Source organism: Klebsiella sp. C360 (genome assembly GCF_048822415.1).
GTDB classification, from domain to species: domain Bacteria; phylum Pseudomonadota; class Gammaproteobacteria; order Enterobacterales; family Enterobacteriaceae; genus Klebsiella; species Klebsiella quasipneumoniae.
On the sequence record NZ_JBMEZZ010000004.1, the window covers coordinates 421,464 to 446,839 of the forward strand.

The following is a 25,376-nucleotide window of genomic DNA, read 5'->3' on the forward strand; positions in this document are numbered from 1 at the left end:
CGTTATAGAGAGAGGCTGGCGCGAGCGCCGGCTTAATCGGCATGACCAGCCAGCACCAGCCCGGTGGCGACCGCATTGCGCGGCCCTTCTGTTCCCCGAATGTTGCCCTGCCCGGCGACCACGCCGTAGTGCGACAGGGCGTCGGTGATCAGCTGCGGGATCTCAAAATCCAGCGATGAGCCGCCCACCAGCACCACAAAGGCGATATCGCGAATGGAACCGCCGGGGGAGACCTGGCGCAGCGCGCGCAGGCAGTTGGTAACAAACACTTTCTCCTTCGCCTGGCGGCGCACAAGACGAATTTTTTCCAGCGGGCTGGCGTTATCGATCGGCACCAGTTCGCCCTCCTTGATGTACACCACTTTGGCGAACACCGCCGGGCTGAGGGCTTCCCGGAAGAACTCCACTGCGCCATTCTCGTGGCGGATACTGAACAGGCTTTCCACTTTGGCCAGCGGGTATTTTTTTATCGCTTCCGCCTGCGAAAGATCCTCGAGACCCAGCTCGGTTTTAATCAGCAGGCTGACCATATTTCCCGCCCCGGCGAGATGCACCGCGGCGATCTGCCCCTCCGCGCTGACGATCGCCGCATCCGTCGAACCGGCGCCGAGGTCGAGGATCGCCAGCGGCGCCGCACAGCCCGGCGTGGTTAACGCCCCGGCGATGGCCATGTTGGCTTCCACGCCGCCCACGACCACCTCAGTCTGGAGTCGGGCGCTCAGCTCACGGGCGATAACCTGCATCTGCAGACGATCCGATTTCACCATCGCCGCTATCCCGACGGCATTCTCCATGGCGCACTCCCCAGCCATCCCGCCCTGCACCTTGCGCGGAACAAATGTATCCACCGCCAGCAGATCCTGGATGTAAATCGCGCTCATCTCATGGCCGGTCAGGGACGCCATCACCTTGCGCACCCGCTCGAGCATGCCGCCGGCGTGGGTGCCCGGTTCGCCGCGGATGTCGCGTACCGGAGCGCAGGCGCTTATCGCCTGCATGATCGCCTCCGCGCCCTCGGCGACATCGGCTTCTCCACGGCGCTTTTCGCCCCTGATGTAGATCTTGCCCGCCGGGATCACCCGCGACTGCACATCGCCCTGGGGGGTCTTGAGCACCACCGCTGAGCGGTTGCCAATCAGCGCGCGGGCGATGGGGACTATGGCCTGGGTCTCCTCCGGGCTCAGCCCAAAGAAGGTGGCGATGCCGTAGGGATTCGACAGGATCCGCACCACCTGCCCCGGCGCGGCCACCTCCACCGCCGCCATCACCCCCTCGGGCACGTGCTCCAGGAGCGTCACTTCATCCACCACCGGCAGGGTTTTGCGCAGGCGGTTGTTCACCAGCACGCCGTCGTCCTTTTTGAGGATCGCCGCCACCACGTTGATCCCGCGGTCGATCGCCTCATTGAGCCACCACACGGCGTCAAGGAAATCGACGGCGTCGTCAATCAGCGCGATCCACCCCTCGGCATACTGCGCCGCCGGCAGCGTCGCCAGCCGGCCGAGGGCGATGGTCGTCCCCACGCCGACGCCCACCCCGCCCGGGGTCTGCGGGTTATGACCGATCATGGTTGACTCGGTGATAATGGTCTCGGTGATGGTCTCCATCGCCACATCGCCAATGACCGGCGCGGCTTCGTTAAGATAGATGCGAGACACATCGCGCATTGACCATGGCGTTTTCGCCAGAGCCTGCTCCAGCGCGGCGAGGGTCCCGGCGATATTGTCCCGCGTCCCTTTCATGCCCGTCGTCGCGACGATCCCGCTGGCAACAAACGTCCTCGCCTGCGGGTCGTCGGACGCCAGCGCCACCTCGGTGGTGGCGTTGCCGATATCAATCCCGGCTATTAACGGCATGCTGACCTCCGCTTAGCTTCCTTTACGCAGCTTATGCCGCTGCTGATACACTTCCGCCGCCTCCCGGACAAAGGCGGCATTCACCGTCGCATGCCAGGTGTGCTCCAGCTCGTCGGCGATCGCCAGCAGCTCCGCCTGCGAGGAGCGGAACGGGCGCAGCGCGTTATAGATAGCCAGAATGCGCTCGTCAGGGATGGCGATAAGCTCCGCCGCGCGGCGAAAATTGCGCGCCACCGCATGGCGCTGCATCTGCTCGGCAATCTGCGCCTGGTACTCAAGGGTTTGCCGGGAGATCCGCACATCCTGCGGGCCCACCTCGCCAGAGAGCACTTTCTCGAGGGTGATGTCGGTCAATGGTTTGCCGGTGGGCGTCAGGATATGCTCCGGGCAGCGGGTGGCTAACGGATAATCCTGCACGCGCATGGTTTTCTCGCTCATGGTCACTCCCTTACTAAGTCGACGTGCAGGGTGACGGGCTCGGCGTCCTGCACCACATGTTTGGTCTCTTTGATATGAAACAGGGCGGCTTTGGCCATAAATTTCGGCCGCACCATCTGGTCGTTCACCACCGGCACCGGCGAAGGTGACTCGTTGCGCGCATAGCGCGCGGCGTTTTTGCCAATCTGCCGGTAGGTCTCCAGCGTCAGCAGCGGCGCCTGGGAGAACAGCTCCAGGTTGCTGAGCGGCAGCAGATCGCGCTGATGGATGACCGTGGTCCCCTTCGACTGGATACCGATGCCGATCCCCGAGCCGCTCAGGTTCGCCGCATCCCAGGCCATAAAGGAGACGTCGGACGTGCGCAAAATGCGCACCACTCGGGCGTGAAGTCCCTCTTCCTCCACCCCGGCAATCAGCTCTTTAAGGATCGCGCCATGGGGCATATCGATCAGGGTGTGATGCTGGTGTTTATCGAAGGCGGGGCCGACGCCGATCACCACTTCATCGGCGCGTTCATCGGCAGAAGCCGCCCCGCCCTCGCGGGTTTTCAGGGTAAAAGAGGGCTGAATTTGGGTTGTCTGTTGCACAGGAATACCGCCTTATTCAATGGTGTCGGGCTGGACCACGCCCGGAATATTTTTGATCTCCGCCCAGCGTTCGGCGGAGATGCGATAGCCGGTGCCCGGCCCCTGATAGTCATTGATGTCGTTGACCGCGCTCACCACCTCGAACTGTCGCTCGAGAATGGCCGAGGTCTGCAGGTAATCGCCGGTGACCCGCTGGCGCAGCATATTGAGAATATTGCTGGCGATATCCTCAAAGCCGCTGCGGCTCAGCGCGCCGACAATATCGAGGCCGGTAATATTGCGCTTCATCATCTCTTCCACCGCGCTCAGGTCCTCCACCACGTTACGCGGCGGCATCTCGTTGCTGCCGTGCGCGTAGGTGGCGGCCTCCACCTCCTCGTCGGCGATCGGCGGCAGCCCCAGCTCGCGAAAGACCGCCTGGATCGCCCGCGCCGCTTTCTGGCGAATGGCGATGGTTTCCGCCTCGGTCACTGGACGCAGTCCACCGTCAACCATCAGGTCGCGCTGCAGGATGTTGTAATCATCAAAATCTTCCGCATCGAAGTTCGAGCCGGCGAACATGTTGTCGTAGTTCGGCACCGCGCTGTAGCCGGAGAAAATAAAGTCGGTGCCCGGCAGCATCTGCATCAGGGTGCGCGCGGTGCGGCGGATATCCGAGTGGGAGAAGGTCTGGTCGTTGGCCGAGGCCACTTCGAGGTCGAGCATGGAGGCGATCAGATTTTCCGCCAGCACCGCCCGAATGCCCGAGGGCACGGCGCCGGTCATGCCGATGCAGCTCACCGCCCCGTTCTGTAGACCCTGCACCCCGGCGCCTTTGGTAATGAAGATGCAACGCGATTCGAGGTAGAGCATCGACTTGCTCTCCGAATAGCCCATCAGCGCTTCGGAGCCGGTGCCGGAGGTGTAGCGCATTTTCAGCCCCCGGGAGGCGTAGGCCGAGGCGAGGAACGCCTTTGACCATGGGGTGTCATCGCCGTCGGTAAATACCGCCTCGGTGCCGTAGACTGACACCGTCTCGGCGTAACTGGTTAAGCCACGCATGCCCAGCTCCAGCTCGGTGGCCTCTTCCACCGAGCATTGCGTCAACACGCCGGGGCGGCCGCACTGCGAGCCGACCAGCAGCGCCAGGGCGTTAAACGGGGCATAGCGCGCAATACCGACCGTGGTCTCCTGCTCGGAGAAGCCGCGGATCCCGGCCTCGGCGGCGTCGGCGGCAATCTGCACCGGATTATCCTTCAGGTTGGTGACATGGCACTGGTTGGAGGGCGTTCGGCGGGCGCGCATCTTTTGCAGCGCCATCATCATCTCCACCACGTTCATCTGCGCCATGACTTCAACCGCTTTGGCCGGCGTGATGGCGGTGGTGATGGCGATGATCTCCTCCCGGCTGACGTGGATATCCACCAGCATGCGGGCTATCTCCAGCGCCTCCAGACGCATCGCCTGCTCCGTGCGCTCAATGTTGATCGCGTAGTCGGCGATAAACCGGTCGATCATATCAAACTGGTCCCGGCGCTTGCCGTCCAGCTCGACGATCCGACCGTTTTCCACTTTGACCGACGAGACCGGGTCAAAGGGGCTTTCCATGGCGATCAGTCCCTCTTCAGGCCACTCGCCAATCAGCCCGTCCTGATTGACGGGGCGCTGGGCCAGTACTGCAAATCGTTTTGATCTTTTCATTGTTCATGGGCTCAAAAGGTGAAATCCGCAGACGGTAGCGAACACGCGAGCCAGCGTCGCTGCCCGCCCGGCCATTACCGGCAATAGCGGAACTTTAAAGGAGCCACTGGTGAAAAAAATAAAATTAATTTTGTTTCAATCTGGCACGTTAAATCGGCAAACAGTTTCACTATGAAACCCCGCCGCAACGGCTAAAATAAAAAATGTGATCGCCAGCATTGATATAAATCAATTAATAAAAAAAGCCCGCCACCGCGTTTTTCCGAAGCCTTTTTAGACCTGTTGACTAAATCATGGCGGGCGACAAAATAACGCTGAGAAAAATAAATTAAGCCAACCGCGTGGCGATAGTTTTTTTACTTTCGCCCCCTACTGACTATTCGCGTCAGCATTACCCTGGCGCGGGAGATAATCATGAACAAGAGCCAACACATTCAGACTATCACCCTGGCCGCCGCCCAGAAAATGGCGGCGGCAGTGGAGAAAAAAGCTAATGAGATCAACGTAGCGGTGGTATTTTCCGTGGTTGACCGCGGCGGCAATACGCTGCTTGTCCAGCGGATGGACGAAGCCTTTGTCTCCAGCTGCGATATTTCGCTGAATAAAGCCTGGAGCGCCTGCAGCCTGAAACAAGGCACCCATGAAATTACGCCAGCGGTTCAGCCCGGACAATCTCTGTATGGTCTGCAGCTGACCAATCAACAGCGAATCATTATTTTTGGCGGCGGCCTGCCGGTTATTTTAAACCAGCAGATAATTGGTGCCGTCGGCGTTAGCGGCGGTACGGTCGAACAGGATCAATTATTAGCCCAGTGCGCCCTGGATTGTTTTTCCGCATTATAACCTGAAGCGAGAAGGTATATTATGAGCTATCGTATGTTTGATTATCTGGTGCCAAATGTTAACTTTTTTGGCCCCAACGCTATTTCCGTGGTCGGTGAACGCTGCAAACTGCTGGGGGGTAAAAAAGCCCTGCTGGTTACCGACAAAGGCCTGCGGGCGATAAAAGATGGCGCGGTGGATAAAACTCTGCATTATCTGCGGGAGGCCGGCATCGAGGTGGCGATCTTTGACGGCGTCGAGCCGAACCCGAAAGACACCAACGTGCGCGACGGTCTCGCCGTGTTTCGCCGCGAGCAGTGCGACCTTATCGTCACCGTGGGCGGCGGCAGCCCGCACGACTGCGGCAAAGGCATCGGCATCGCCGCCACCCATGAGGGCGATCTTTATCAGTATGCCGGGATTGAGACCCTGACCAACCCGCTGCCGCCCATCGTCGCGGTCAACACCACCGCCGGCACCGCCAGCGAGGTCACCCGCCACTGCGTCCTGACCAACACCCAAACCAAAGTGAAGTTTGTGATCGTCAGCTGGCGCAACCTGCCGTCGGTCTCCATCAACGATCCGCTGCTGATGATCGGCAAACCGGCCGCCCTGACCGCGGCGACCGGGATGGATGCCCTGACCCACGCCGTAGAGGCCTATATCTCTAAAGACGCCAACCCGGTGACTGACGCCGCCGCCATGCAGGCGATCCGCCTCATCGCCCGCAACCTGCGCCAGGCCGTCGCCCTCGGCAGCAATCTTCAGGCGCGGGAAAACATGGCCTACGCCTCTCTGCTGGCCGGGATGGCCTTCAATAACGCCAACCTCGGTTATGTGCACGCCATGGCGCATCAGCTGGGCGGGCTGTACGACATGCCGCACGGCGTGGCCAACGCCGTCCTGCTGCCGCACGTGGCTCGCTATAACCTGATAGCCAACCCGGAAAAATTCGCCGATATCGCCGAACTGATGGGCGAAAATATCGCCGGACTGTCGACCCTCGACGCGGCGGAAAAAGCTATCGCCGCCATCGCGCGTCTGTCGATGGATATCGGGATTCCGCAGCATCTGCGCGATCTGGGGGTGAAAGAGGCCGACTTCCCTTACATGGCGGAGATGGCCCTGAAAGACGGCAACGCGTTCTCGAACCCGCGTAAGGGCAACGAGCAGGAGATTGCCGCGATTTTCCGCCAGGCATTCTGAGTGTTAACGAGGGGACCGTCATGTCGCTTTCACCGCCGGGCGTACGCCTGTTTTACGATCCGCGCGGGCACCATGCCTGCGCCATCAATGAGCTGTGCTGGGGGCTGGAGGAGCAGGGGGTCCCCTGCCAGACCGTATCCTGCGACGAAGGCGGTGACGCCGATACGCTGAGCGCCCTGGCGGCCAGAAGCTCGACGCTGCGGGTGGGCATTGGGCTCAGCGCAGCCGGCGAGATCGCGCTAACCCATGCCCAGCTGCCGGCGGACGCGCCGCTGGCGACCGGGCACGTCACCGATAGCCGCGATCATCTGCGTACGCTCGGCGCCAACGCCGGGCAGCTGGTGAAAGTCCTGCCGTTAAGTGAGAGAAGCTGAATGTACCGTATCTATACCCGCACCGGAGATAAAGGCACCACCGCCCTGTACGGCGGCAGCCGCATCGAGAAAGACCATATTCGCGTCGAGGCCTACGGCACCGTCGATGAACTGATATCCCAGCTGGGCGTCTGCTACGCCACCACCCGCGACGCCGGGCTGCGGGCAAGTCTGCATCAGATTCAGGAGACGCTGTTCGCGCTGGGGGCCGAACTGGCCAGCGATGCGCGGGGCCTGGTCCGCCTGAGCCAGACGATCGGCGAGGAGGAGATCGCCGCCCTGGAGCGACTTATCGACCGCAATATGGCCGAAAGCGGCCCCCTGAAACAGTTTGTGATCCCGGGGAAGAATCTCGCCTCCGCCCAGCTGCACGTGGCGCGCACCCTGGCCCGTCGGCTGGAACGTCTGCTGACGGCCATGGACCGCTCGCACCCTCTGCGCGACGCGCTCAAACGCTACAGCAATCGTCTGTCGGACGCCCTGTTCTCCATGGCGCGTATCGAGGAGACTAGGCCTGATGCTTGCGCTTGAACTGGCTGGCGTCGATATCGTACTGCTTCATTTTTCGCCACAGGGTGGTGCGGCCGATATTCAGCAGTTGCGACATCTCCTGCACCCGCCCGCTGGTCACCCGGGCGGCGTGGATGATGGCCTCTTTTTCGATGGCGCTAAAGGTCAGGCTGGCCGGCAGCAGCGATGAGCCGCTATCGGCCCCCGGCCGATCGGAAAAGAGATATTCCGGCAGGTTGCTCAGGCGAATGTGGCCGTTATCGCTGCTGATGGCGATGTTCTCTATCACGCTGTTAAGCTCAAAATCATTTCCCGGCCACGAGTAGGCCACCAGCTGGGCCAGCGCGTCATCGTCCACTTTCAGCCGGGAAGAGAAACGCTTCTCCAGGCTTTTCAGCCGGTTATGCACCAGCGACGGGATACTGTTGCGCCGGGCGCGCAGCGGCGGAATGACGATCTCGAAAGAGTGCAGCGCATAGTACAGCTGGCGGCTAAAGCGGTTCTGTTCCACCAGGTTGGCCAGATCGACGGTGGTGGTGGCGATCACCTTCACATCCACCGGGATCAGGCGGCGGGCGTCGAGGCGGGTAAGCACTCCCTGCTTAATCACCTGCAGCAGGGCGGACTGCAGCTCCGGCGCCAGATACTCAATTTTTTCCAGAAACAGGGTGCCGCCGTTGGCCAGCTCAAGGCGGCTCAGGCGGCCATTTTCATCATCGGTGGGGGCGTTCCCCATAAAGTCCTGGCCCAGCACGCTGTCGGCATACAGCTGGCAGTTGACGGCGATGTAGGGGCCGCCCGCCCGCTCGCTTTCATTGTGGATGGCCTGGCTCAACAGCTCTTTCCCCACCCCCTCTTCACCGCACAGCAGTACCGGAAAGCCGCCGCGCGCCGCCTGGCGGCCAAAGTGGATCAGCCGCCGGGTTTCCGGATCGTCGGCTGACATCTGCTCAAACGTGTGGCTGACTTTGCCCAGCTGGCTGGTCATCAGCTGCCGCATCTGCTCCACCGGGTGCAGCAGCAGAATAAAGCTGTTGCCTTGCGACTCGACAATCGGTTTTAAGGTGATCACCGCGTCGATAAACTGGTGCTGGCTTTCAAAGGTGACTTCAACGTGATTCAGGCCGCGGGCGTGTTTGATGGCGCGGCGCAGCAGCGCCGGCAGGGTCACCAGATCGGCGATATTTTTTCCCTGGCTGGCCTGGGCATCAAGATGCAGCAGTCTCGCCGCCTGAACATTGAGAAATTGCAGTACCCCCTGTTCGTTCCACGCCATCACCCCGTCGTCCATGCTCTCCAGCAGGCCGTACATCTGATTAAGGTGGCGGTTGGATTCCGCCAGCAGGCTGTCGGTGAGCAGGGAATTGCCCACCTCGCGGGCAATGGCCAGCGTCAGGGAGAGGTCGGCGCTGGACTGGTGCTCCACCAGACAGCAAAGCGAGATAGAGCCGAACAGCCGCCCGTGGTTATCGAACACCGGCGTCGAACAAAAGCTCCATGGCTGCAGGGCCTGCTTAAAATGCCGATCGCCGGCGGTGTTGATCGGCTGCCCCTGCATCGCGGCCAGCGACAGCGCGCAGGTGCCGATAATGCTCTCCGCGCAGTAGCTGCCGTCGCGAAACCCCAGGTCAGCCAGCTGCGCCAGCGTTTGCGGTTCGCCGCAGCGGCTCAGAATACAGGCGGTCTCATCAAGGATAAACAGCGCGCAGGGGCGACCGTCCATAAACTCCCAGGCGTCCTCCAGCGCCGCCTGACCGATGGTCAGCAGCGCGGTTTTACGCCGACAGATCGAGTCAAAGGTCAGGCCCTGGGCCTGGTGCGGTTTTTGCCAGGTTTCGCGCTGCATAAACTTGCTGCAGCGATGCCATGACTGGGCGATGACGGAAGAGACCGCCTTCCCGGTATCCTGAGTCTGAACAGTCATACTGTTTTCCGCGTTTTACCATAGAGAACCCCTCCGGCAGCCGCTGCCAGAGGGGAGAAAGAAAGACCGCCGACCGGCGCCAGCGGTTTAGCCACCGCGAATTAACGCGCCAGCCACTGCTGGCCTAACAGATCGGCGGTGAGGATAGCGGCGTGCACGCTCTCCGTGGTCACCGCAAACGGCATATTGTGGATGGTTTCCCCTTCCGCGCAGGTGGCTTTCGCCACCGCGGCGATTTTCGCGTCGATCCCCTCTTTGACGCCCATCTGCGCGAGGGTCACCGGCAGGCCGACGCGCTGGCAGAAGCCCAGCACGGTTTCAATCTCGTCCATCGGGCTGTTCTGCAGCACCAGCTGCGCCAGGGTGCCGAAGGCCACTTTCTCGCCGTGATACAGGTGATGGCACTCTTCCAGAATGGTGAAACCGTTGTGGATCGCGTGGGCGGCGGCCAGGCCGCTGCTTTCAAAGCCAATGCCGCTGAGGTAGGTGTTCGCCTCGATGATGCGCTCCAGCGCTTCGGTCACCACCCCGGCCTGCGCCGCCAGACGGGCCTTTTCGCCCTCCGCCAGCAGCGTATCATAGCACAGGCGGGCCAGGCTCAGCGCCGCCTCGGTGGACTGCCCCCCGGCCATGCTGGTGGCGCGCGCATCGTAGCAGGCTTTGGCCTCAAACCAGGTGGAGAGCGCATCGCCCATGCCGGAGACCAGCAGGCGTACCGGCGCTTTGGCGATAATCGCCGTGTCCATCACCACCATATCCGGGTTTTTCGGATAGATCAGATACTCTTCAAACTCGCCCGCTTCGGTGTAGATCACCGACAGCGCGCTGGTCGGCGCATCGGTCGAAGCGATAGTCGGGATCACCACCACCGGCAGCTTCTGGTAGTAACCGATCGCCTTCGCGGTATCGAGGGTTTTACCGCCGCCGATGCCAACCACGCCGCGGCAGCCCTGTTTTTGCAAAATCGCCATCAGGCGGTTAATTTCCGCATGGCTGCATTCGCCGTTAAACCGTTCCGCATGGCAGCGAATATCGTGACTCTGCAGGCCATTCACCACTTTCTCCCCCGCCAGCTTCATCACGAAGTCGTCAGCGATGACGAAGAAGCTCTCCGCCAGGTTTTTGGCATATTGACCGAACAGGACAGCAGCATCAGGACCCTGAAGATATTTGGCTGGAGATTGAATAACTTTTAGCATTCCTTTCACCCTCAAATAAGTGCGCATGTAGACATGATGAGCCCTGGCGTTATCCGCGCCGGCCGGTAAAGCGCGGCCTCAACGGAATGTACCGGAGCAGTGCGATCACTGTAGGGCTGGCACGGAACAAAAAAATCTTTCGCCTTTTTGTTCTGATATGAAACACAGGTTAAATTTTTACGTTCCATATTGGAACAAAAAACCCTAGTCTTCGTCAGGATTGCGATCCCGATCCGCTCCTCTGCCGCATAATTCCCTTACTATCCCCCTTTAGCGGCAGGCTTTTTCCCCACAGCCGGGGGAAATTTAGCAAAAAATTTTTTTCAGCCCGCTGCGCCAGCCGCGATGACCGGCGCTTAAGGCAGAGGAAAAAAAGCGCGCCAGCTCGCATTTTCACCGTTTCCTCAGCAAAAACGTTCCATAAAGAAACAAAATCAGCAGGCGATGTTTCGTAATGAAACCCGATCGCCGGAGCATTCTTTTTTTCGTCCGCTCAGCCAGAATCATCATATCGCCAGGCACGCTGCACCGTCAGACGATACCCCTACGCGATGACCGCCTCCGCCAGCAGAGAGGCCGCATCGAACCTTCTCCAACGGAGCACTGAATAATGAAAAAGCTGATTAACCGTGTTGAAGATGTACTGAATGAACAATTACAGGGGCTGGCTAAAGCCCACCCGCAGCTGACCCTGCATCAGGACCCGCTGTACGTCACCCGCGCCGACGCGCCGGTGGCCGGCAAGGTCGCCCTCCTCTCCGGCGGCGGCAGCGGCCATGAGCCGATGCACTGCGGCTATATCGGCCAGGGGATGCTCTCTGGCGCCTGCCCGGGGGAAATCTTCACCTCGCCGACGCCGGATAAAATGTTCGAATGCGCGATGCAGATTGACGGCGGCGAAGGCGTCCTGCTGATTATCAAAAACTACACCGGCGACATCCTGAACTTCGAAACCGCCACCGAGCTGCTGCATGAGAGCGGCATAAAAGTCACCACCGTGGTGGTCGACGACGACGTGGCGGTGAAAGACAGTCTCTATACCGCAGGCCGCCGCGGCGTCGCCAATACCGTTCTGATCGAAAAACTGGTCGGCGCCGCCGCCGAGCGCGGCGATTCGCTGGAGGCCTGCGCTGAACTGGGGCGCCGCCTGAATAATCTCGGCCACTCCATTGGCATCGCCCTCGGCGCCTGCACCGTACCGGCTGCCGGACAACCCTCCTTTACCCTGCAGGACGATGAAATGGAGTTCGGCGTCGGCATTCACGGCGAGCCGGGCATCGACCGCCGTCGCTTCAGCTCACTGGACCAAACCGTCGATGAGATGTTCGATACCCTGCTGGAGAATGGCGCCTACAGCCGCACGCTGCGCCAGTGGGATACCGTTAAGGGCGCGTGGCAGGAAGTGAAGCAGAGCAAAACCGCGCTACACAACGGCGACCGGGTCATCGCCATGGTCAATAACCTCGGCGCCACGCCGCTGTCCGAACTGTACGGCGTCTATCACCGGCTCGCCCAGCGCTGTGAAGCGTCCGGCATCATCATCGAACGCAACCTCGTCGGCAGCTACTGCACCTCGCTGGATATGGCGGGCTTCTCCATCACCCTGCTGAAAGCGGATGATGAGACGCTGGCGCTATGGGACGCCCCGGTTCATACCCCGGCGCTGAACTGGGGAAACTAAGGAGCACGACATGTCACTGAACAGAACGCAAATCGTCGACTGGCTGTACCGCTGCGGCGATATCTTCACTAAAGAGAGCGATTTTCTCACCGGCCTCGATAAAGAGATCGGCGATGCCGACCACGGCCTGAATATGCACCGCGGGTTCAGCAAGGTGGTGGAAAAGTTGCCGTCGATTGCTGATAAAGATATTGGCTTTATCCTCAAAAACACCGGCATGACGCTGCTCTCCAACGTCGGCGGCGCCAGCGGCCCGCTGTTCGGCACCTTCTTCATTCGCGCCGCGCAGGTCACTCAGGCCCACCAGAGCCTGACCCTCGACGAACTATACCTGATGATCCGCGAAGGCGCGGACGGCGTCGTCAACCGCGGTAAAGCGGAGCCAGGGGATAAAACCATGTGCGACGTCTGGCTGCCGGTGGTGGACTCCCTGCGCCAGTCCAGCGAGCAGCATCTGTCGATCGCCGCCGCGCTGGATGCCGCCTGCAAAGCAGCGGAGGCCGGCGCCCACAGCACCATCACCATGCAGGCGCGCAAAGGCCGCGCCAGCTACCTTGGCGAACGCAGCATCGGCCATCAGGATCCGGGCGCCACGTCAGTGATGTTTATGATGCAGATGCTGGCCGCCGCGGCCAAAGAGTAAGGAAATCGCGATGGTAAACCTGGTTATTGTTTCTCATAGCGCCCGGCTGGGCGAAGGTGTCGGAGAACTGGCCCGGCAGATGTTAATCAACGACGGCTGCAAGCTGGCGATCGCCGCCGGGATCGACGATCCCGACAGCCCGATCGGCACCGATCCGATCAAGGTCATGGAAGCGATCGAATCCGTCGCCGATACCGACCACGTGCTGGTGATGATGGATATTGGCAGCGCGTTGCTTAGCGCCGAAACCGCCCTCGACCTGCTCGATCCGGCGATTGCCGCGAAGGTGCGGCTGTGCGCCGCGCCGCTGGTGGAGGGGACGCTGGCGGCCACCGTCAGCGCCGCCTCCGGCGCCGGGATCGACAAAGTGATCGCCGACGCCATGAACGCCCTGGAGGCCAAACGGATCCAGCTGGGTTTACCTTCGCCAACCCCTGACGCCGCCCCGGCGCCGACGCTTGCCGACGATGGCGACAGCAAGTCGCTTGCGGTCGTCATACAGAACCACAACGGCCTGCACGTGCGTCCGGCGTCGAAGCTGGTCGCCGCGCTGGCGGGCTTTAACGCCGATCTGCTGCTGGAGAAAAACGGGAAGTGCGTCAAACCGGACAGCCTCAACCAAATCGCCCTGCTGCAGGTGCGGCGCAACGATAAGCTGCGCCTGCTGGCCCGCGGGCCAGAGGCCGATGCGGCGCTGGCGGCGTTTCAGGCGCTGGCCGCCGATAACTTCGGCGAATCGCCTGCAGCGCAACCGGCAGCCGCCCCGGCCGCCCCCGAGCGCGTCGAAGGCATCGCGCTGCGCTATCCGCTGGCCCTGATCCAGCCGGTCCGCCCGGCCGCCGCCGATGTCGCCCGCGAGCAGCAGCGACTGCGCCGGGCTATCGACCAGACGCTGGCGGATCTCACTGCCCTGACCGAGCTGGCGGAGAATAAATTTAACGCCGATATCGCGGCGATTTTCGCCGGGCACCACACCCTGCTCGACGATGAGGATCTGTTTGATGCCGCCAACGATCGTCTGCTCACCGAGCCGTGCTCGGCGGAATGGGCGTGGCATCAGGTGCTGATGGAGCTCAGCCAGCAGTATCGCCAGCTGGATGACCCCTATCTCCAGGCGCGCTATATCGATATCGAAGATATTCTGCAGCGCACCCTGCGCCATCTGCAGGACGTGCAGGAAACGCTGCCAACGCCCGGCGAGCCGACCATTATTATCGCCGACAACATGTTCCCGTCAGCCGTCCTGCAACTGGATGCCAGCCGCGTGAAAGGCCTGTGCCTGCGCGACGGCAGCGAACAGGCCCACGGCGCGATTATCGCCCGCGCGGCGGGGATCGCCTGGCTGTGTCAGCAGGGCGAGGCGCTGAACAGCGTGCAGCCCGGCGAGCCCATCGCGCTCGATATGCGCCGCCAGCGCCTTATCCGTCACTAAATCCACTTTGTCCGTTACCGCTCCGGAGGCCTGCCTCCGGAGGGTGAGTTTTCACTTACTCTTCAGGAACCACTATGTCTCAATTCTTTTTTAACCAGCGCGCCAGCCTCGTCAACGATGTGATTGAGGGAACCATCATCGCCAGTCCGTGGAACAACCTCGCCCGGCTGGAGAGCGATCCGGCGATCCGGGTGGTGGTCCGTCGCGACCTGAATAAAAACAACGTGGCGGTGATCGCCGGCGGCGGCGCCGGCCACGAACCGGCGCACGTCGGCTTTATTGGTAAAGGCATGCTGACCGCCGCGGTTTGTGGCGATCTGTTCGCCTCGCCGAGCGTCGACGCGGTGCTTACCGCCATTCAGGCGGTGACCGGCGAGGCGGGCTGCCTGCTGATCGTAAAAAACTATACCGGCGACCGGCTGAACTTCGGCCTCGCGGCGGAGAAAGCGCGCCGTCTCGGCTACAACGTGGAAATGCTGATCGTCGGCGACGACATTTCGCTGCCGGAAAACAAACAGCCGCGCGGCATCGCCGGTACGCTGTTCGTCCATAAGGTGGCGGGCTATTTTGCCGAGCGCGGCTACAATCTCGCCACCGTACTGCGCGAAGCGCAGTATGCCGCCAACCACACCGCCAGCATCGGGGTGGCGCTGGCCAGCTGCCATCTGCCGCAGGAGGCCGACAGCGCGCCGCGCCATCAGGCCGGCCACGCCGAGCTGGGAATGGGCATCCACGGCGAACCTGGCGCCTCCACCATCGCCACGCAAAACAGTGCGGACATCGTCAACCTGATGGTGGAAAAACTGACCGCTGCCCTGCCGGAAACCGGCCGTCTGGCGGTGATGCTCAATAACCTCGGCGGCGTGTCGGTGGCCGAAATGGCGATCCTGACCCGCGAACTGGCCAACACGCCGCTGCAGGCGCGCGTTGACTGGCTGATTGGCCCGGCCTCGCTGGTGACGGCCCTGGATATGAAGGGTTTCTCGCTGAGCGCCATCGTGTTGGAAGAGAGTATTGAGAAAGCGCTGCTGGCGGATGTGGAAACCGCCGGCTGGCCGCGGCCGGTGCAGCCGCGGACGGTTAACATCATGCCGTCCACTCTCGCCAGCCCGCGCGTCGACTTTACGCCTTCGGCCAACCCGCAGGTGGGTGATTACGTGGCCCAGGTGACCGGCACCCTCGTCGGGCTTGAAGACCATCTCAACGCGCTGGATGCCAAAGTGGGCGATGGCGATACCGGCTCCACCTTCGCCGCCGGGGCGCGTGAGATTGCCGACCTGTTGCAGCGCCAGCAGCTGCCGCTGAACGATCTGCCCACGCTGTTCGCGCTCACAGGCGAACGCCTGACGGTGGTGATGGGCGGCTCCAGCGGGGTATTGATGTCGATCTTCTTCACCGCTGCCGGGCAGAAGCTGGGGCAAGGCGCCAGCGTGGCCGAGGCGCTGAACGCCGGTCTGGAGCAGATGAAATTTTACGGCGGCGCCGAGGAAGGCGACCGGACAATGATCGACGCGCTGCAGCCAGCGCTGGCGGCGCTGCTCGCCGAACCGGAGAACCTGCAGGCCGCTTTTGCCGCGGCGCAGGCCGGCGCGGATCGCACTTGCCAGTCGGGCAAAGCCGGCGCCGGACGGGCGTCCTATCTCAATAGCGACAGCCTGCTCGGCAATATGGACCCCGGCGCCCACGCGGTGGCGATGGTGTTTAAAGCGCTGGCGGAACGATAAACTTCCCCCGGTAGCGCTGCGCTTACCGGGGCTACAAATCGGCGCCAACCGTAGCCCGGATAAGGCGCAAGCCGCTATCCGGGTTTGACCACGATGGCTTTTTACTTGCTGTGCCAGTACGCCTGCGAGCGCACCAGCTGCTGATCGATGCTCTCATCCTCAAAGCGCGCCAGCAGCGATTTCACCACCGCGCCTTCGCCGGTCAGCCAGATGAAATAATCCTCCGCCGGCACCTTCACCTGCGCCAGACGCTCGGCGACGAACGCCGGATGGTGGCCCACCACCCACTCGATGTTAAAGCCGTCGAGATCCGCCAGATAATCTTTATATGACGCATCGGCGATAGTGACGATGGCCGTCACCTGCGGCGTCACCGCCAGCTGACGCAAACCCAGCAGACGACGACGCAGCGCCGGCATACCGGACTCATCGCAGACATACAGTTGCCAGGCGTAATCCTCCGGCACCACCAGCGAGCCGCGCGGACCGCCGATCACCAGCTTATCGCCCGCTTTTGCCTCCAGCGCCCAGCGGCTGGCGATTCCGCCGTCGTGGATAAAGAAGTCGTACGCCAGCTCATGGCGTTCGGCATCGTACAGCGGCGTATAGTCGCGGGTAGCAGGCCGCACGCCCTCGCCCCAGTCAATCCCCTCCTCGGTCACCTGCGGCGGGGCAAACGCCGCGCCCGGCTCCGGGAAGAAAAGCTTGGTGTGGTCGTCAAAGCCGCGGGAAACGAAACCTTCCAGCGCCTCGCCTCCCAGCACGATGCGCTGGAAAGCCGTGCCTGCGCGCTCCACGCGCAGCACCGTCAGCTCACGGAAACGCAGCTCATTGCGGACACGCTGCGGGTACTTGTCTGCTTTGGTTTTTGTCATCATCGTTCGCCTTCGTGAACAGTAAATAGATATATCTAAACTCGATGCAAATGATAATGATTGCCATCTAAAAAGAATGCAAGTCTTTTTTTGATATAGTCAAAACAAACCGCATTAAAATACCACCATCAAAAATAAACACATAAATATCAACAAATTAAAAAATAAATCACAACCAGCATTGCGAGAATTCATTTTTTAGATATAAATTAGATATATCAAAACATAGCAGGAGGTAACCATGCGACATCATCATGAAGACGGGCGTGGGCCGCGCGGGCGCCACGGTGACCCCAGCGAACACGGCGACCATGGCCGTCGCGGCGGCGGACGTCGCCAGCGTTTCTTTGGCCACGGCGAACTGCGGCTGATTATTCTGGACATCCTCAGCCGCAGCGCCAGCCACGGCTATGAGCTGATCAAAGAGATCGAAACCCTCACCCAGGGGAACTACAGTCCCAGCCCGGGGGTGATCTACCCGACGCTGGATCTGCTCCAGGACCAGGGTCTCATCAGCGTGGAAGACGACAACGGACGCAAAAAAATCGTCATCAGCGAAGAGGGGAAACAGCTGCACGCGGAGAACCAGGAGCATCTGGCCCATATCCAGGAGCGTCTGCAGGCGCGGATGGTCGGCTGCGAGCTGCGCCGCGATCCGCAGATGAAGCGCGCGCTGGAGAATTTCAAAGCGGTCCTCGACCTGAAAGTGAACCAGCAGGCCAGCAGCGCCGCCCAGCTCAAGCAGATCATCGGCATTATCGACCGGGCGGCGATGGAGATCTCCCAGCTCGACTAAGCCTCCTTTCTCACCATCGGCTGCCCCGCGCTGGGGCAGCCCGCACCACGACGGATCGTGCCGCTCAACGCCGCAAGGCAGAAAATCTCGTCAGCTCAGGAATAAAACGTGCCAATAATGGCGCCATGAGATTAAATTTTACACATTTCGTCTTTTACTTTGCATTTATCCCGATTTTCACCGCTTCTGCCGAACTGGCGTAATCCCTGCAATACTTAATCCAGTATCGTGTGATACGTCCGCCCCAGGAGCACATTTTGAACAGGTTACCTTCCAGCGCATCGGCTCTGGCCTGCAGCGCACACGCACTGAATCTCATTGAAAAGCGCACGCTTGACCATGAGGAAATGAAAGCACTTAACCAGGAGGTCAGAGAATACTTTAAAGAGCATGTGAATCCGGGGTTTTTAGAGTATCGAAAATCGGTCACAGCCGGCGGGGATTACGGAGCCGTAGAGTGGCAAGCGGGAGGGTTAAATACGCTTGTCGACACCCAGGGACAGGAGTTTATCGACTGCCTTGGCGGGTTTGGCATCTTCAATGTAGGGCACCGTAATCCAGTTGTGGTATCCGCCGTCGAGAATCAACTCGCGAAACAACCGCTTCACAGTCAGGAACTGCTGGATCCGCTACGCGCGATGCTGGCGAAAACCCTGGCGGCCTTAACGCCCGGCAAACTGAAGTACAGCTTCTTCTGCAACAGCGGTACCGAATCGGTAGAGGCGGCCATCAAGCTGGCGAAAGCCTATCAGTCGCCGCGCGGTAAATTCACCTTCATCGCCACCAGCGGCGCCTTCCACGGCAAATCGCTGGGCGCGCTGTCGGCCACCGCCAAGTCGACTTTCCGCAAACCGTTTATGCCGCTGCTGCCGGGCTTCCGCCATGTGCCGTTCGGCGATATCAACGCCATGCGCACCATGCTGAGCGAGTGCAAGAAAACCGGCGACGACGTCGCGGCGGTGATCCTTGAGCCGATTCAGGGCGAAGGGGGCGTGATCCTGCCGCCGACGGGGTATTTGCCGGCGGTGCGTAAGCTGTGCGACGAGTTTGGCGCCCTGCTGATCCTCGACGAAGTGCAGACCGGCATGGGCCGCACTGGCAAGATGTTCGCCTGCGAGCATGAGAACGTTCAGCCCGACATTCTGTGTCTGGCGAAAGCGCTCGGCGGCGGCGTGATGCCGATCGGCGCGACGGTGGCGACGCAAGAGGTCTTCTCGGTGCTGTTCGACAACCCGTTCCTGCACACCACGACCTTCGGCGGCAACCCGCTGGCCTGTGCGGCGGCGCTGGCGACCATCAACGTGCTGTTGACGCAAAACCTGCCGGCGCAGGCGGCGCAGAAAGGCGATATGCTGCTGGACGGTTTCCGCCTGCTGGCGCAGGAGTATCCGGACCTGGTGAATGAAGTGCGCGGGAAAGGCATGCTGATGGCCATCGAGTTTGTCGATAACGAGATTGGCTACGACTTTGCCAGCGAGATGTTCAGACAGCGGGTGCTGGTCGCCGGGACGTTAAACAACGCCAAGACGATCCGCGTTGAACCGCCGCTGACCCTCACCCTTGAGCAGTGCGAACAGGTGCTGAAGGCGGCGCGTAAGGCGCTGGCGGCCCTGCGCGTCTCGGTTGAAGAGGCGTAATAAACTGCCCCTCCCCCCGGTCCTCTCCCAATGGAAGAGGACCGGGATTATCTTCTGCTCTGGATTTCCCTCACACCTGCGGTAGCAGGCCGATAAAGCTGCGCTTCTGCCGCGGCTGCGACATCATCTCTTCCAGCTTTTCGACGCAGGCTAAATAGTGCGGGGTCTTCTTATGCGCCAGCACCGCCTCATCGTCTTTATAGGCTTCGTAGATAAAAAAGCGGGTCTTCACCTCCGGGTCCTGCAGGACATCAAAGCGCAGGTTGCCCGGCTCCCGCAGCGCCCCTTCGTGGTTGGCGCGGAACACCTCGAGAAACTCATCCACCCGCTCGGGTTTGATATTGATCTCCACCAGCGTCACATTCATTTCCGCTCTCCCTGTTTCTCTTCCTGCCAGAACTGGTACGCTTCGCGCGCGTTCAGATTCTCATGCACCACCTTTTTCACCGCCTTCAGCATTGCGCGCGGGGCGCTGGACTGGAAGATATTGCGCCCCATATCCACCCCGGACGCCCCCTGGTCGATCGCCCGCCAGCACATCTCCAGCGCCTCATGCTCCGGCAGCTTTTTCCCCCCGGCGATGACGATCGGCACCGGGCAGCTGGCGGTCACTTTTTCAAAGCCTTCCTCAACGAAATAGGTCTTCACAAACTGCGCCCCCATTTCGGCGGCAATCCGGCTGGCCAGCGAGAAGTAGCGCGCATCGCGGGTCATCTCTTTGCCGACGCCGGTCACCGCCAGTACCGGCATACCGTAGCGGTTGCCGGCGTCCACCAGTTTGATGATGTTGTTGATCGACTGATGTTCGTATTGGCTGCCGATATAGACCTGCGCCGCCACTGCGCAGACGTTCAGGCGCAGCGCATCTTCCATCGCCACCGCCACGCACTCGTTGGAAAGTTCGCTGAGGATCGAGTTGCCGCCGGAGGCGCGCAGCACCACCGGTTTGTTGGTCGCGGCCGGCACCTGACTGCGCAGTACGCCGCGGGTGCACATCAGCACGTCGGTTTCCTCGAACAGCGGCGCAATCGACAGATCGATGCGCTCCAGCCCGGTGGTGGGTCCCTGGAAGTAACCATGATCGAAGGCCAGCATGACCGTGCGGTTGCTGTGCGGATTAAAAATGCGCGCCAGCCGCGACTGCATGCCCCAGTCCAGCGAGCCGCAGCCTTTCAGGGTATACAGCGTGTTCTGCTGCGGGCGGTCGAGGCCGAAGTCCTTGCCCTCTTTGATATCGTCTAAATCAGCCATCTCATCCTCCGTCAGAAGTCGTAGTTATTGATGTTCTCTTTGCTGAACACCACGCGCTCCGGCAGCAGCACGATACCGTTGCCCTTCGCCTCATACTGGTAGCCCTGCACGCTGTTCGGTTCGACCTTCAGCGAGCCGATATCTTTCACCTCAACGCTGTCGCCGACGTTAAGATCGCCCTTTTTCAGCAGACGATCGGCGACGTTAACCGCAATTTTGCCCTGCTGAACCACATCCCACAGGCCAAAGGCTTTCACCGTGCCGCGCTCCACGTACGGGCGCATGACGTTGGGGGTACTAAAGCCGACGATCGCCACGCCCTGACGCTTGAGGTTCTCCGCCGCCTGCGCCGCCGCCGGCAGGGCATTGGCATCCGGCGCGATAATGGCGTCGAGATCCGGATACGCTTTTAAGATCCCCTCGGCAGTTTGCAGCGATTTGGTGGCATCGTTATAGCCAAACTGGGTGGTGACGATTTGCCACTGCGGATGTTCTTTTTCGATTTTGGCTTTGGCTTCCTTCACCCACTGGTTCTGGTCGGTCACCGTCGGGCTGGAGTAGAAAAACGCCACTTTGGCAGCGGGCTTCGTCACCTGCTTTTCCGCCATCTCCACCAGCAGGCCGCCGAGCTGCTGCGGCGTGCCCTGATTGATATAGATGCTGCGGCACTCCGGCTTGGTATCGGAATCCCAGGTCAGGACTTTCACCCCGCGCTGCATCGCCCGCTTCAGCGCCGGACACAGGCCGTCCGGTGAGACGGCGGAGACGATAATCGCGTTGTAGCCCTGGTTGACGAAGTTGTTGATCAGCTGCACCTGGCCGGAGACGCTGGGCTCGGTTGGGCCGTCATAGGTGACATCCACGCCCAGCGCTTTCCCCGCCTCTTTCGCGCCGTTGCCGCCGCTGGTAAAGAAGCCGACGCCGACCAGCTTAGGAATAAAGGCGATGCGGTCCGCCGCTTGCGCGGTTGCCACGCTCATCGCCAGCGCCAGCGCGCTGACCTGCAGGATACGTTTTGTTTTCATTGTTGTGCTCCGATTGTTTTACGCGAGAAAAGACGCCGCCAGGTCGCGCGCACCCATTCACGGTGCAGGCTCAGCGAACGCCCCATCACCACCACAACCAACAGCGCCCCTGACAGCGCGCTCGACACCTGGTTGGGGATGCCGACCATCTGTAAACCCTGTTGCAGATACCCCACCAGCAATGCCGCCAGCGCGGTACCCAGTATCGATCCCGAGCCGCCGTAAATATTGGCCCCGCCGAGCACCGCCGCGGTCAGCGCCGGCATCAGCAGATCACGGCCTAAATCCGAACGCGCCGAGCCAAAATAGGAGACCATCACCAGCGCCGCCACTGCCGACGCCACGCCCACCAGGCCATACAGCACATACGGGATGCCGTTGACCGACAGCGCGGCATAGCGGGCGGCGCGCGGGTTTTGCCCGAGTAAAAAAAGATGGCGGCCAAAGCGCCCGCGATGGGCCAGCAGCCAGAAGAGAAAGGTGATGACCGCGAACAGCACCAGCGGCAGCGGCAGCCCGCCCAGGGTTAAATTGGCGAAGGCGGTGAAGCTGTCGGGAAAGCCGCCGATCCCTTCATAGCCGGTGGCGCCGGCCATGCCGGAAAGCAGCAGCGCGCCGCCGCCGTACAGATACAGCGTCCCGAGGGTGATCACCAGCGGGCTGATGCCGGTGTAGTGGATCAGCGCGGCGTTGATTAACCCGCACAGCAGCCCCAGCAGCAACGTCAGCGACACCGCCAGCCACAGCGGCCAGCCCGCCTGGGTCATCACTCCGAGGGCGATGGCGCACAGGCCGATGGTCGAGCCCAGCGAAATATCGATCCCGCCGCTGATGATCACCAGCGTCAGCGGCAGCGCGACGATGCCGATGCAGATAAAGTCGCTGGTGCTAAAGAGCAGCATATTGAGATCCAGCATGCGCGGATTCAGCGCGCCGAACAGCAGGATTTCCACGACTAACAACGCCAGCAGCGCGCTTTCCCAGTTAAGCTTCAGCTTCATTTACGCCACCTCTTTGCTTTTGCGTTCGGGAAAGCGGGCAACCTGTTTGCCCCCTTTGTTGCCGGGCTGGAAACGGCTGTACTTCAGCGCCCGCTGATGGCGGGTCAGCGCCTGGCGCAGGCGACCATCAAGGACCAGCACCCCGAGCAGGACCAGGCCGGCGATAAAGTCATTCCACCAGGCGGGAAGGCGGAACAGCACCAGCACGGTGTCGATTTGGGTGAGGAAGAAGGCGCCGAGAAACGCGCCGAGCAGGGTGCCGGTGCCGCCGAGCAGCGAAATCCCGCCCAACACGCAGGCGGCGATGGCTTTCATCTCCAGGCCGCTGCCGGTCTGATTGGGCACAAAGCCAATCTGCGCGGCGAAGACGATCCCGGCGCAGGCCGCCAGCATACCGTTGAGGGTAAAGGCCAGCATCCGCGTGCGGTTGACCGCCACGCCCAGCTGGCGGGCAGCGGCGAGGTTATCGCCAACGGCATAGAAATCACGCCCAGAGGCGGTGCGCGACAGCAGCCATGCTCCCGCCAGCAGCAGCGCCAGCACCAGCCAGCCCAGCGGCGAGACGCCGATAAACAGCGGCTCCGAGAGCGATTTCAGGCTATCGGGCAAGCCTTCGATCCATTTCCCGCCGGTCCACAGCAACATCACCCCGCGATACAACCCCAGCGTGCCGAGGGTGGCGACGATCGCCGGAATGCGCAGCCCCACCACCAGCAGGCCGTTAAAAGCCCCGGCCAGCGCGCCAATCGCCAGCGCGAAGGCGATCGCTGTCGCCAGCCCGTAGCCGTTGTTCAGCGCCACCCCAACGGCGATGGCGCTCAGGCCAACGGTGGAGCCCACCGACACGTCGATATTGCGGGTCAGCATCACCAGCGTTGCCCCCAGCGCCAGCAGGCACAGGATTTGCGAGCTGGCGAAAATCATCGCCAGCGTCTGCAGGCTGAAATAGGCCGGATTGAGCGCCACCAGCACGGCAAACAGCGCCACGATGGCGAAGAAGGCGCTCAGTTCGCGATTCTTGAGTAACGTTTTCATGCCTGCCCTCCAAAGGCCAGGGTCATCATGCGATCGACGGTCACCGCCTGCCGCGCCAGTTCGCCGCTGTAGCGGCCCTGATGCATCACCAACACCCGGTCGGCCAGGCCAACGAACTCATCCAGATCGCTGGAGATCATCAGCACCGCCACATTTTGCGCGGCAACGCTTTTCAGCAACTGATAGATATCGGCGCGGGCGGAGACATCCACGCCGCGCGTCGGTTCATCAACAATCAACAGCAGCGGGTTAGCCTCCAGACAGCGCGCCAGCAGCACCTTCTGCTGGTTGCCGCCGGAGAGGGTACGCACCGGCTGATCGCCATCGGCCAGCTTGATCCCCAGCGCCCGGTGATAGCGTTCGACCACCGCCGCCTCCCGTTTCCCCTGCTGCCACCACGACGGCTGATTGAACATCACCGTGTTCCAGCGCACCGGCGCATCGAGAAACAGCCCGGAGACCTGGCGGTCTTCGGGTAGATAGACCAGCCCGCTGGCCAGCCTGGCGCGGGTGCTCTCCTGACTAATCTCGCGGTTCTCCAGCCAGATCCGCCCGGCGCGCGGCGGACGCAGGCCGTATAAGGTTTCGGCAAATTCGGTGCGCCCGGATCCCACCAGCCCGGCGAGGCCGACGATCTCCCCGGCGCGGATCTCCAGACTGAGATCGATAAAACCTTCGCCGGTGAGATCCTCCACCCGCAAAACGGGAAAATCCTGCGCCTGGGTGCGGCGGTTGCCCGGCAGCGCCAGCCACAGCTTTTGCGTGTCGCTCAGCGCATGGTCGCGGCTGGCCGGCGTCATGGCGCTGATAAGCTGTTGGTCGCCGTAGCCCGCCGTTTCGCCGCTGAGCACTACCGCCCCATCGCGCATCACCGACACATGGCTGGCAAGCTGGCGAATTTCCGGCAGTTTGTGCGAGATAAAGACGATCCCCACGCCGAGCCCCTGCAACGCCCGGATCTGCTGAAACAGCCTTTCCGTTTCGCCCGGCGTTAAAGAGGCGGTGGGTTCATCAAGGATCAGGATCCGCGCCTCGCGCATCAGGCCGCGCAGGATCTCGACCATCTGTTGATCGGCTACCTCAAGCGTGCTGGCGCTGGCGTCCAGGTTGATCTGGCAGTTCAGCTGCTGCAGTTTTTCCTGCAGCCGCGCGGCGGTATCCGCCCGCTTCGGCAGACGAAAAAGAATGTTCTCGCCCACGCTGAGGTTGGGAAACAGCATCGGCTCCTGCGGCACCAGATAGATGCCCAGCTGGTGGGCCAGCGCCGGGTTAAGGCGCGCAAACGCGCGTTCGCCGATCGTCAGTTCACCGCTATCCGGGGTTTCGACGCCGGCGATGATCTTCATCAGCGTCGATTTACCCGCGCCGTTGCCCCCCATCAGCGCATGCACCTGGCCCGCGCATAGCGTAAAGTCGATGCCCTTCAGCACGGCAACGCCGGAGAACTGTTTGCGGATCTGGCGAGCTTCAAGCAGTGGCTTCATCGTCGCGCCTCGTTTGAACAAATGATTTTTAAATTTAATAATGTTCAAAAGCGTAGACGGTGAACTATATTTACAACCGTGCGAAGATCACAGTTTGGCGCTTTAGATCGTCCGGAAAAAATGGGCCAGAGAGGAAAGATCCGTTTTGCCAGTCGGCTCACACTTTCCGGCCGCGCAATAGCGAACATATGATCTA

Annotated in this window: 24 protein-coding genes; 11 read left to right on the top strand and 13 right to left on the bottom strand. The window is 61.4% G+C overall.

Features of this window, described 5'->3' with window-relative positions:
* Positions 1–32 precede the first annotated feature (32 nt).
* From ACOI7D_RS13990 to ACOI7D_RS14005, 4 genes are read right to left on the bottom strand one after another with little or no spacing between them, the layout of a single operon-like run.
* On the bottom strand, positions 33–1,856 hold the full coding sequence (locus ACOI7D_RS13990; RefSeq protein WP_109546893.1) for a diol dehydratase reactivase subunit alpha: 1,824 nt from the start codon (positions 1,854–1,856) through the stop codon (positions 33–35).
* Between the two features lie 12 nt (positions 1,857–1,868).
* Positions 1,869–2,294 carry a glycerol dehydratase small subunit DhaB3 gene (locus tag ACOI7D_RS13995; RefSeq protein ID WP_023291057.1) on the bottom strand — a complete coding sequence of 142 codons (426 nt, stop codon included), beginning with the start codon at positions 2,292–2,294 and terminating at the stop codon, positions 1,869–1,871.
* 2 nt (positions 2,295–2,296) lie between these two features.
* A complete protein-coding gene (locus ACOI7D_RS14000) occupies positions 2,297–2,881 on the bottom strand; it encodes a propanediol/glycerol family dehydratase medium subunit (protein ID WP_023291058.1) in 585 nt (194 codons plus the stop codon).
* Between the two features lie 12 nt (positions 2,882–2,893).
* Positions 2,894–4,561 carry a propanediol/glycerol family dehydratase large subunit gene (locus ACOI7D_RS14005; RefSeq protein WP_281166481.1) on the bottom strand — a complete coding sequence of 556 codons (1,668 nt, stop codon included), beginning with the start codon at positions 4,559–4,561 and terminating at the stop codon, positions 2,894–2,896.
* A gap of 414 nt (positions 4,562–4,975) precedes the next feature.
* On the opposite strand from ACOI7D_RS14005, the gene ACOI7D_RS14010 reads away from it, so the two are divergent.
* From ACOI7D_RS14010 to ACOI7D_RS14025, 4 genes are read left to right on the top strand one after another with little or no spacing between them, the layout of a single operon-like run.
* On the top strand, positions 4,976–5,404 hold the full coding sequence (locus tag ACOI7D_RS14010; protein ID WP_032454130.1) for a GlcG/HbpS family heme-binding protein: 429 nt from the start codon (positions 4,976–4,978) through the stop codon (positions 5,402–5,404).
* A gap of 21 nt (positions 5,405–5,425) precedes the next feature.
* On the top strand, positions 5,426–6,589 hold the full coding sequence (dhaT, locus tag ACOI7D_RS14015) for a 1,3-propanediol dehydrogenase (RefSeq protein WP_032454132.1): 1,164 nt from the start codon (positions 5,426–5,428) through the stop codon (positions 6,587–6,589).
* Between the two features lie 20 nt (positions 6,590–6,609).
* On the top strand, positions 6,610–6,963 hold the full coding sequence (locus ACOI7D_RS14020) for a glycerol dehydratase reactivase beta/small subunit family protein (RefSeq protein ID WP_023291062.1): 354 nt from the start codon (positions 6,610–6,612) through the stop codon (positions 6,961–6,963).
* Complete coding sequence (locus tag ACOI7D_RS14025) at positions 6,964–7,494, top strand: cob(I)yrinic acid a,c-diamide adenosyltransferase (RefSeq protein WP_109546892.1); 531 nt, start codon at positions 6,964–6,966, stop codon at positions 7,492–7,494.
* Here the strand turns inward: ACOI7D_RS14025 and dhaR are convergent.
* Positions 7,472–9,397, bottom strand: a complete 1,926-nt coding sequence (dhaR, locus tag ACOI7D_RS14030) for a dihydroxyacetone kinase operon transcriptional regulator DhaR (RefSeq protein ID WP_060590416.1) — start codon at positions 9,395–9,397, stop codon at positions 7,472–7,474. The two genes, ACOI7D_RS14025 and dhaR, sit on opposite strands and share 23 nt — an antisense overlap.
* A 101-nt stretch (positions 9,398–9,498) precedes the next feature.
* Positions 9,499–10,596, bottom strand: a complete 1,098-nt coding sequence (locus tag ACOI7D_RS14035; protein WP_087826710.1) for a glycerol dehydrogenase — start codon at positions 10,594–10,596, stop codon at positions 9,499–9,501.
* A gap of 251 nt (positions 10,597–10,847) precedes the next feature.
* Between ACOI7D_RS14035 and ACOI7D_RS14040 the strand changes: the two genes are divergently transcribed.
* The 5 genes from ACOI7D_RS14040 (at position 10,848) to ACOI7D_RS14060 (ending at position 16,076) form a co-directional block, all read left to right on the top strand.
* A complete protein-coding gene (locus ACOI7D_RS14040) occupies positions 10,848–11,051 on the top strand; it encodes a hypothetical protein (RefSeq protein ID WP_032429218.1) in 204 nt (67 codons plus the stop codon).
* A gap of 155 nt (positions 11,052–11,206) precedes the next feature.
* Entirely contained in the window at positions 11,207–12,277 is a 1,071-nt protein-coding gene (gene dhaK, locus ACOI7D_RS14045) for a dihydroxyacetone kinase subunit DhaK (protein ID WP_064155343.1), read from the top strand.
* A 10-nt stretch (positions 12,278–12,287) separates the two neighbouring features.
* The gene (gene dhaL / locus ACOI7D_RS14050; RefSeq protein ID WP_017899726.1) at positions 12,288–12,920 is read left to right on the top strand and encodes a dihydroxyacetone kinase subunit DhaL; all 633 of its coding nucleotides are present in this window, start codon (positions 12,288–12,290) and stop codon (positions 12,918–12,920) included.
* Between the two features lie 10 nt (positions 12,921–12,930).
* The gene (gene dhaM, locus ACOI7D_RS14055; RefSeq protein WP_101862525.1) at positions 12,931–14,352 is read left to right on the top strand and encodes a dihydroxyacetone kinase phosphoryl donor subunit DhaM; all 1,422 of its coding nucleotides are present in this window, start codon (positions 12,931–12,933) and stop codon (positions 14,350–14,352) included.
* Between the two features lie 74 nt (positions 14,353–14,426).
* On the top strand, positions 14,427–16,076 hold the full coding sequence (locus ACOI7D_RS14060) for a glycerone kinase (protein WP_101989299.1): 1,650 nt from the start codon (positions 14,427–14,429) through the stop codon (positions 16,074–16,076).
* 101 nt (positions 16,077–16,177) lie between these two features.
* On the opposite strand, the gene ACOI7D_RS14065 is transcribed toward ACOI7D_RS14060, so the two are convergent.
* Positions 16,178–16,954 (bottom strand): siderophore-interacting protein, encoded by a 777-nt coding sequence (locus ACOI7D_RS14065; protein WP_162543106.1) that lies wholly within the window; start codon positions 16,952–16,954, stop codon positions 16,178–16,180.
* A gap of 238 nt (positions 16,955–17,192) precedes the next feature.
* Between ACOI7D_RS14065 and ACOI7D_RS14070 the strand changes: the two genes are divergently transcribed.
* Positions 17,193–17,747, top strand: a complete 555-nt coding sequence (locus ACOI7D_RS14070; RefSeq protein WP_023291070.1) for a PadR family transcriptional regulator — start codon at positions 17,193–17,195, stop codon at positions 17,745–17,747.
* A 257-nt stretch (positions 17,748–18,004) separates the two neighbouring features.
* Positions 18,005–19,384 carry a putrescine aminotransferase gene (ygjG, locus tag ACOI7D_RS14075; protein WP_109546890.1) on the top strand — a complete coding sequence of 460 codons (1,380 nt, stop codon included), beginning with the start codon at positions 18,005–18,007 and terminating at the stop codon, positions 19,382–19,384.
* 70 nt (positions 19,385–19,454) lie between these two features.
* Here the strand turns inward: ygjG and lsrG are convergent, their stop codons facing one another.
* Genes lsrG through lsrA form a run of 6 tightly spaced genes read right to left on the bottom strand, consistent with a single transcriptional unit; the run spans position 19,455 to position 25,180 of the window.
* Positions 19,455–19,751 (bottom strand): (4S)-4-hydroxy-5-phosphonooxypentane-2,3-dione isomerase, encoded by a 297-nt coding sequence (gene lsrG, locus ACOI7D_RS14080; protein ID WP_004181386.1) that lies wholly within the window; start codon positions 19,749–19,751, stop codon positions 19,455–19,457.
* On the bottom strand, positions 19,748–20,635 hold the full coding sequence (gene lsrF / locus ACOI7D_RS14085) for a 3-hydroxy-5-phosphonooxypentane-2,4-dione thiolase (RefSeq protein ID WP_023291072.1): 888 nt from the start codon (positions 20,633–20,635) through the stop codon (positions 19,748–19,750). The genes lsrG and lsrF overlap by 4 nt, the downstream gene beginning before the upstream one ends.
* An 11-nt stretch (positions 20,636–20,646) precedes the next feature.
* Positions 20,647–21,660: an autoinducer 2 ABC transporter substrate-binding protein LsrB gene (lsrB, locus tag ACOI7D_RS14090; RefSeq protein ID WP_004206101.1), complete on the bottom strand. Its 1,014-nt coding sequence runs from the start codon at positions 21,658–21,660 to the stop codon at positions 20,647–20,649.
* The gene (gene lsrD, locus ACOI7D_RS14095; protein ID WP_109546889.1) at positions 21,657–22,661 is read right to left on the bottom strand and encodes an autoinducer 2 ABC transporter permease LsrD; all 1,005 of its coding nucleotides are present in this window, start codon (positions 22,659–22,661) and stop codon (positions 21,657–21,659) included. Before lsrD ends, lsrB begins: the two co-directional genes overlap by 4 nt.
* Entirely contained in the window at positions 22,662–23,696 is a 1,035-nt protein-coding gene (gene lsrC / locus ACOI7D_RS14100; RefSeq protein WP_023291075.1) for an autoinducer 2 ABC transporter permease LsrC, read from the bottom strand. It abuts the gene before it with no gap.
* Entirely contained in the window at positions 23,693–25,180 is a 1,488-nt protein-coding gene (gene lsrA, locus ACOI7D_RS14105; RefSeq protein ID WP_110243495.1) for an autoinducer 2 ABC transporter ATP-binding protein LsrA, read from the bottom strand. Before lsrA ends, lsrC begins: the two co-directional genes overlap by 4 nt.
* Positions 25,181–25,376 lie beyond the last annotated feature (196 nt).

Bases quoted from the DNA above. Each gene is read 5' to 3' on its own strand.
- ACOI7D_RS13990 (WP_109546893.1), bottom strand. From the start codon at position 1,856: ATGCCGTTAATAGCCGGGATTGATATCGGCAACGCCACCACCGAGGTG.
- ACOI7D_RS13995 (WP_023291057.1), bottom strand. From the start codon at position 2,294: ATGAGCGAGAAAACCATGCGCGTGCAGGATTATCCGTTAGCCACCCGC.
- ACOI7D_RS14005 (WP_281166481.1), bottom strand. From the start codon at position 4,561: ATGAAAAGATCAAAACGATTTGCAGTACTGGCCCAGCGCCCCGTCAAT.
- ACOI7D_RS14010 (WP_032454130.1), top strand. From the start codon at position 4,976: ATGAACAAGAGCCAACACATTCAGACTATCACCCTGGCCGCCGCCCAG.
- dhaT (WP_032454132.1), top strand. From the start codon at position 5,426: ATGAGCTATCGTATGTTTGATTATCTGGTGCCAAATGTTAACTTTTTT.
- ACOI7D_RS14020 (WP_023291062.1), top strand. From the start codon at position 6,610: ATGTCGCTTTCACCGCCGGGCGTACGCCTGTTTTACGATCCGCGCGGG.
- ACOI7D_RS14025 (WP_109546892.1), top strand. From the start codon at position 6,964: ATGTACCGTATCTATACCCGCACCGGAGATAAAGGCACCACCGCCCTG.
- dhaR (WP_060590416.1), bottom strand. From the start codon at position 9,397: ATGACTGTTCAGACTCAGGATACCGGGAAGGCGGTCTCTTCCGTCATC.
- ACOI7D_RS14035 (WP_087826710.1), bottom strand. From the start codon at position 10,596: ATGCTAAAAGTTATTCAATCTCCAGCCAAATATCTTCAGGGTCCTGAT.
- dhaK (WP_064155343.1), top strand. From the start codon at position 11,207: ATGAAAAAGCTGATTAACCGTGTTGAAGATGTACTGAATGAACAATTA.
- dhaL (WP_017899726.1), top strand. From the start codon at position 12,288: ATGTCACTGAACAGAACGCAAATCGTCGACTGGCTGTACCGCTGCGGC.
- dhaM (WP_101862525.1), top strand. From the start codon at position 12,931: ATGGTAAACCTGGTTATTGTTTCTCATAGCGCCCGGCTGGGCGAAGGT.
- ACOI7D_RS14060 (WP_101989299.1), top strand. From the start codon at position 14,427: ATGTCTCAATTCTTTTTTAACCAGCGCGCCAGCCTCGTCAACGATGTG.
- ACOI7D_RS14065 (WP_162543106.1), bottom strand. From the start codon at position 16,954: ATGATGACAAAAACCAAAGCAGACAAGTACCCGCAGCGTGTCCGCAAT.
- ACOI7D_RS14070 (WP_023291070.1), top strand. From the start codon at position 17,193: ATGCGACATCATCATGAAGACGGGCGTGGGCCGCGCGGGCGCCACGGT.
- lsrG (WP_004181386.1), bottom strand. From the start codon at position 19,751: ATGAATGTGACGCTGGTGGAGATCAATATCAAACCCGAGCGGGTGGAT.
- lsrF (WP_023291072.1), bottom strand. From the start codon at position 20,635: ATGGCTGATTTAGACGATATCAAAGAGGGCAAGGACTTCGGCCTCGAC.
- lsrB (WP_004206101.1), bottom strand. From the start codon at position 21,660: ATGAAAACAAAACGTATCCTGCAGGTCAGCGCGCTGGCGCTGGCGATG.
- lsrD (WP_109546889.1), bottom strand. From the start codon at position 22,661: ATGAAGCTGAAGCTTAACTGGGAAAGCGCGCTGCTGGCGTTGTTAGTC.
- lsrC (WP_023291075.1), bottom strand. From the start codon at position 23,696: ATGAAAACGTTACTCAAGAATCGCGAACTGAGCGCCTTCTTCGCCATC.
- lsrA (WP_110243495.1), bottom strand. From the start codon at position 25,180: ATGAAGCCACTGCTTGAAGCTCGCCAGATCCGCAAACAGTTCTCCGGC.